The sequence below is a fragment of the Methanospirillum hungatei genome (assembly GCF_020216685.1).
Classification (GTDB): Archaea; Halobacteriota; Methanomicrobia; order Methanomicrobiales; family Methanospirillaceae; genus Methanospirillum; species Methanospirillum hungatei_B.
In genome coordinates this window covers 1-5,532 of the sequence record NZ_JAIWNS010000250.1, presented here as the reverse complement: position 1 = coordinate 5,532, position 5,532 = coordinate 1, and the positions used below count along the sequence as shown (strand labels likewise).

General features: G+C 49.9%; 5 protein-coding genes. All 5 read left to right on the top strand.

Annotated elements, in window-relative coordinates:
• Nucleotides 1-1,108 (top strand): IMP dehydrogenase (locus tag LDL35_RS14225; RefSeq protein WP_304023626.1); only part of this gene is annotated, 1,108 nt, incomplete at its 5' end.
• A gap of 33 nt (nt 1,109-1,141) precedes the next feature.
• Nucleotides 1,142-1,762, top strand: a complete 621-nt coding sequence (locus LDL35_RS14220) for an ArsR family transcriptional regulator (RefSeq protein ID WP_304023621.1) — start codon at nt 1,142-1,144, stop codon at nt 1,760-1,762.
• A complete protein-coding gene (locus LDL35_RS14215; protein ID WP_304023619.1) occupies nt 1,752-2,228 on the top strand; it encodes a CS domain-containing protein in 477 nt (158 codons plus the stop codon). Before LDL35_RS14220 ends, LDL35_RS14215 begins: the two co-directional genes overlap by 11 nt.
• A gap of 63 nt (nt 2,229-2,291) precedes the next feature.
• Nucleotides 2,292-3,632 carry an NAD(P)/FAD-dependent oxidoreductase gene (locus LDL35_RS14210; RefSeq protein WP_304023617.1) on the top strand — a complete coding sequence of 447 codons (1,341 nt, stop codon included), beginning with the start codon at nt 2,292-2,294 and terminating at the stop codon, nt 3,630-3,632.
• Nucleotides 3,633-3,770: 138 nt separating this feature from the next.
• The coding region (locus LDL35_RS14205) for a PAS domain S-box protein (RefSeq protein WP_304023615.1) at nt 3,771-5,532 on the top strand (1,762 nt) is incomplete at its 3' end.

The window sequence follows — 5,532 nt, the reverse complement described above, 5'->3', positions numbered from 1 at the left end:
CCACGGGATTGGTGGTGTTCCGGTTGTGGAAGACGGGAAAGTCATCGGTATTGTGAGCAGGCGTGACCTTCGGGCCATGGTCAGCAGGATTGGGAACCAGCCGGTCAAATCCATCATGACCCATGAACCGATCGTTGCCAGGGAAGGGATCTCAATTGATGATGCCTTTGACCTGATGTACTCGAGGAAGGTAGAGCGGCTTCCTGTTGTTGACAGCGAAGGGACGCTAACCGGTATCATCTCCATGCAGGAACTCCTGGAAAAACGCCAGTTCCCCCAGGCTATCAGGGACGATAACGGGAACCTCCGGGTTGCAGCGGCAGTCGGACCATTTGACCACGCACGGGCCATGCTCCTGGTTGAAGCAGGGGTTGATGCCATCGTGGTGGACTGTGCCCATGGTCATAACCTCAATGTGGTAAAGAGCGTTCGGGATATTAAGGGAAGTGTTCAGGTCGATGTTGTTGCTGGAAACATTGCAACAAAACAGGCAGCAGAGGCCCTTGTTGATTCGGTTGACGGTCTGAAAGTGGGAATTGGTCCGGGATCAATCTGTACGACACGGGTGGTTGCCGGTGTCGGTGTTCCCCAGGTTACCGCCATTGCCTCCGTTGCCGAAGTTGCAAAAGATGTCGATGTTCCGATCATTGCTGACGGGGGTATCAGATTTTCCGGAGATGTAGCAAAGGCCATCGCCGCCGGTGCAGACTCGGTTATGATGGGCAATCTCTTTGCCGGAACGGATGAATCCCCAGGTCAGATCGTCACCATCCAGAGCAGAAAGTACAAACAATACCGGGGTATGGGATCCCTTGGGGTCATGAGCACCGGTGTTTCTTCAGACCGGTACTTCCAGAAGAAGGAGATTGGAAAGACGAAGTTTGTGCCTGAAGGTGTTGAGGGAGTAACGCCCTATGTCGGACCGGTCGCTGATGTCATCTACCAGATGATCGGAGGTCTTAAATCGGCTATGGGATACACCGGAGCGCGGAATATTCAGGAGATGCATGAGAAGACCAGGTTTATCAGGATCACCCAGGCCGGGTATCATGAGAGCCACCCGCACAATATTACCATCACCGATGAAGCACCGAACTATAGAATATAATAAATACTGTTTTTCACTAACATAGAGTTAGTGATGTTGGAACAGGCAGAGCTTGCCCGACTTCTGGATATCCTGGGAAACCGGAACCGGAGAAGGATCATTGAACTCCTTCGGGAAAAGCCCTGTTTTGTGACGGAGATCTCTGAGCGGCTGATGATATCGCCCAAAGCCGTCATTGATCACCTCCAGATGCTCGAGGATGCTCGAATCTTGGGTTTTCGAAATGATGACCGAAGAAGAAAGTATTACTACCTTGAGCATGACATCAGTATCCAGGTACATCTGGATGTCCAGAGCCATGATCTAGTCCCGATGGTACTCTCCGGTGAACAGCGGCTCCTCATCTCCCTGCAAAAACTAAAGCAGATGATTCATGAACGTGATGAACTTGCCAGGAAGTTAGAGGAGATGGAGCGGGAGATAGATCACCAGATCAGCGAGGTTCTCCATGAAGGCAAACGGGCCGGAAGCGGAGAAGAAAGCATGCTGGTATCGGTTGCTCTCGCACACGGGGCAACGAATGCTGAAGAGATACGGGACCTGACCGACCTTCCTCCGGAGACGGTAGAAAGTACCCTCCGCCAGTTGATGGACGAAGGTATCGTATGCAGGAAAGGAACAGGATTAGAACTCCGAGGTATATATGCCGAATAATCCCTACGATGACCTGCTCAAAAACCTGGTAAAACTGCTTGAGCAGATCACATCATTAGAACAGAATATGCGAAAGATGCAGAACGGAGCACCGGCAAAACCAGGTATTATCGGATGCGCAATCATTACCGGAGGACTGAATCACCGGGATTGTGGGATGGCAGATCCCAGGCAGAATCAAAAGCCAGGACTTGCCTATGAGATGGTCGATGCAGGAATGACGGCCTACCTCACCATCCAGCTCCCCCCACACCTCTCCATCGAACCATGTGTGGAGTTTACCGAGCGCAGGTGTAATATCAGCACGCAGGGCATGACCGGAAGCATTGATCTCCAGTTTCCCATCATTCCGGAGACCTCTTCATGGACGTGTCATAACGGAGTACTGGACGTCGTGCTTGAAAAACGCCCGGAAGAGCCGGCAGGAATAGATCCTGAATTTGTTGCCGGGGCTGAATACTCCTGAACATCTCATTTTTTCAGATCTCATTTCAATTGGTATATCATCACCGCTGACCGATACTCTTTTATGATCGTCGTGATAGGTGGCGGACCGGCGGGGCGGTACGCGGCCATGCGGCTTGCTAAAGCAGGAAAGAGGGTACAACTGATTGAAAAACGATCAGCGGGGGTCGGAGGACAGTGTCTGCATCAGGGGTGCATGATCATCTGTGCCTTAAATGATGTGGCACGATTCATACAGCAGGCACGGGTATTTCAGCAGTATGGATTTCTTGGATCAGCTGAAGGGTTTTCGTATCCGGTTCTGATTCAGAAGATGCAGGAGATCATCAGAATTATCGCCGGTGTTCTTGAGGAGGAGACGATACAGGCCGGAGTTGAGATCATCCGGGGTTCTGCAGAGATCCAGGGAGAAACTCTCCGTATTGACGGGGTTGAGACTCCATATGAAGCAGTCATAGTCGCATCCGGAGCCCACCCACGCATACCTGAGATATCGGGCTGTTGCCTTCCGGGTGTGTATACCGCCCATACCATTCTCTCTATGCCGACCCTTCCAAAGCGGATGGTCATCATCGGCAGTGGTGTCATTGCAGCTGAGTTTGCCTATATATTCAGTTCTTTTGGATCAGAGGTGACCATGCTTGCCAGAAGCTCACTACTTCGGACGTTTCCTGAGCAACTGATAAAAGAAGCCAGAAAGGATCTCTCCCAGGTTACCATTAAAGAGCAGGTCACCGTTGCAGGAATCACCGGACAGAATAGTGTCACCGGTGTTATCGTCCGGGAGAATGACAAAATGCGGGAGATTGCCGCCGATGCGGTTCTGCTTGCTACTGGTATGATCCCAAATACCGGATTTATCTCTGGTATAGCTTTAGGTCCGGACGGTGGCCTTCTGGTCAATGATCGCATGGAGACGTCTGCCCCAGGTATCTATGCCGCCGGGGATGTCACGGGAATTGGGTATCTGACACCGGTGGCACGGCACCAGGGTAGAAAAGCTGCCGACGCTATCCTTAAAACCCCATTTGAGCCTGACCCGGTTGCAATCCCTCAGGCTATCAAACTTAACCATGATCTGGCATATTGCAGACGTCCTGGACAAACCCGAAAAGGCCTTACAATTCCAGGACCGGCAGGCCCGGGGACATTCTGGGAAGTGACAAATCATCATACCGGCTCTGCAACCATTGAATTTGACGAGAACGGACATTTAACCGGCCTTGCGGAAGCATCCCCGGCAGCTTCTGTTGCCATGGCCTACTTAGGATGGATGATGAACAGCGATATCAGCATTGATGAATTTGACCGGTTTATAGAGGTCCATCCATCTCCTGATGGTATACCCTGGCTACTGAAATATCTGAACGGGAGGAAAAAAATGAGAGACAGAGGAGGTTCATAGAAATTTGTGCTCCGTTTCAAGGGCTTGTTCCTGAAAAAATCTTTTTCTAGCCACTAATTTATAAATTATTTTTTCCCGGATGATATATCAACACCTTTTTTATGTTCTAAAAAAATCACTCTTCATCAGGAAGAGTCAATGATAAAGATCATTGCGGTAGATGATGAACCGGCATTTGGTGAGATGCTCAGCATCTACATGGAAGAATTTGGTAATTTTCAAATTACCGTGTATACCTCTCCGGAAGATGCTATAGATAAAATAATTGCAGGTGAGGCTGATGCGGTGATCACCGACTATCTCATGGAAGAGATGGACGGGATATCATTTATCAGAAAGGTCAAATCTCTAGTTCCTGACATTCCCTTTGTTCTCCTGACCGCTCTTGATGACAAGGATGTTATCGTGAACGCAACCAACGCGGGTGCAGATTTTATCCAGTTTAAAAGTGAAGAGCCATCGAGGTTATTTCCTGATATCGCCCAGAAAATCACCCACTCAGTAGAGAAATATCGCGCAAGGAGAGAGTCGGAGAAGGGGAGCAGGACCCGTGAGATGCTGATGCGGGCGCAGCGGGATCTCATGGCCAGACTCTCTGAAAGCTCGACCACCAACCAGGCTCTTGATGCAACACTCACCACAGTCCGTTTTCTGGCCGGATGTAACTCCGGCGCAATCCACCTTATGAACCGGAAAACAAACAAGATTGAGCTTGCAATCTCGCATAATCTGCCAAATGATCTCATCAGGCGGTTTACCTTTGGTGATCTGTATCAGGTTATCTATACAAAGAAGGCCATGTATTTCCAGGATCCCACTATGCCTGATAATAGCAGGTATTGTTCCGGCGGTCAGATCCCGATTATGGCAGGAACGGATGTCATCGGTGTCCTGTCCTTCATTCTTGATCATCCAAAGACGCTCAGTTTGGAACTTACGGATACCATGGAGCTCATCACGGGCCATCTTGGGAATACCCTTGTCAGGATCCGTTCAGAGGAACTGGTCCGTCAACGTGAAAATGAACTGTCCGAACTCTATAAAGTGATGCAGGAACTGGTCATGGTCATTGACATGGACGGGACCATCCTGAACGTAAACCCTGCTGCCACAAGAATTCTTCGATACTCTGAAGAGGAACTTATCGGTATGCCGATTCAGGTTCTGTACCCTCCGAAGATACGGGATGAGATTATCTTCCAGTTTATGGACCTGACCGGTTCAGGAGGGACAATCCAGAATACCTATCCCCTCCTCGACCGTCAGGGAATCGAAGTTCCTGTTGAGACCAGGGGGAGTATCGGCACCTGGGGTGACCGTCATGTACTCTTCTGCATTTCAAGGGAGATACGGGAACGACTGGAGGCAGAACGTAACCTGCATGAATATTACGAACGGATATCGGCAATCCTGGCATCATCGACAGCCCAGATATACATGAAGAATAATGAACTCCGGTATCTCACCGGAAATGAGCCATTTCTCTCATTTGTACATTGTAATGCCAGGGAACTTATGGGGAAAACCGATAACGACTTCTTTTCCAAGGAGGTTGCAGCGCTTCGGGAGAAGACTGATAAGAAGGTCCTTCTAGAGAATATTCCCCTCTATAACCTTGAGGAAGAGGTGTATGGTGAAGATGGGAACCCACAGTGGTTTGTCTCGTCTAAAATTCCGGTCCATGACCTTACCGGAAAGGTTACCGGGCTTGTCGGTACCTCACTGGATATTACCGACCTTGTGCAGACCAGACAGGAACTTGAACGAAGAGACCGCATTCTCAGTGCAGTCAGTACAGTCGCACAAACCCTTGTCCGGCACAATGAATGGGCTCCGATTATACCGGAATGCCTTGAGCTCCTCGGGCAGGCAGCAGGTGTTGAGCAGGTCATCCTTCTTA

Excerpts from the sequence above, each read along its gene's own strand:
- LDL35_RS14220 (WP_304023621.1), top strand. The coding sequence starts at position 1,142 with ATGTTGGAACAGGCAGAGCTTGCCCGACTTCTGGATATCCTGGGAAAC.
- LDL35_RS14215 (WP_304023619.1), top strand. The coding sequence starts at position 1,752 with ATGCCGAATAATCCCTACGATGACCTGCTCAAAAACCTGGTAAAACTG.
- LDL35_RS14210 (WP_304023617.1), top strand. The coding sequence starts at position 2,292 with ATGATCGTCGTGATAGGTGGCGGACCGGCGGGGCGGTACGCGGCCATG.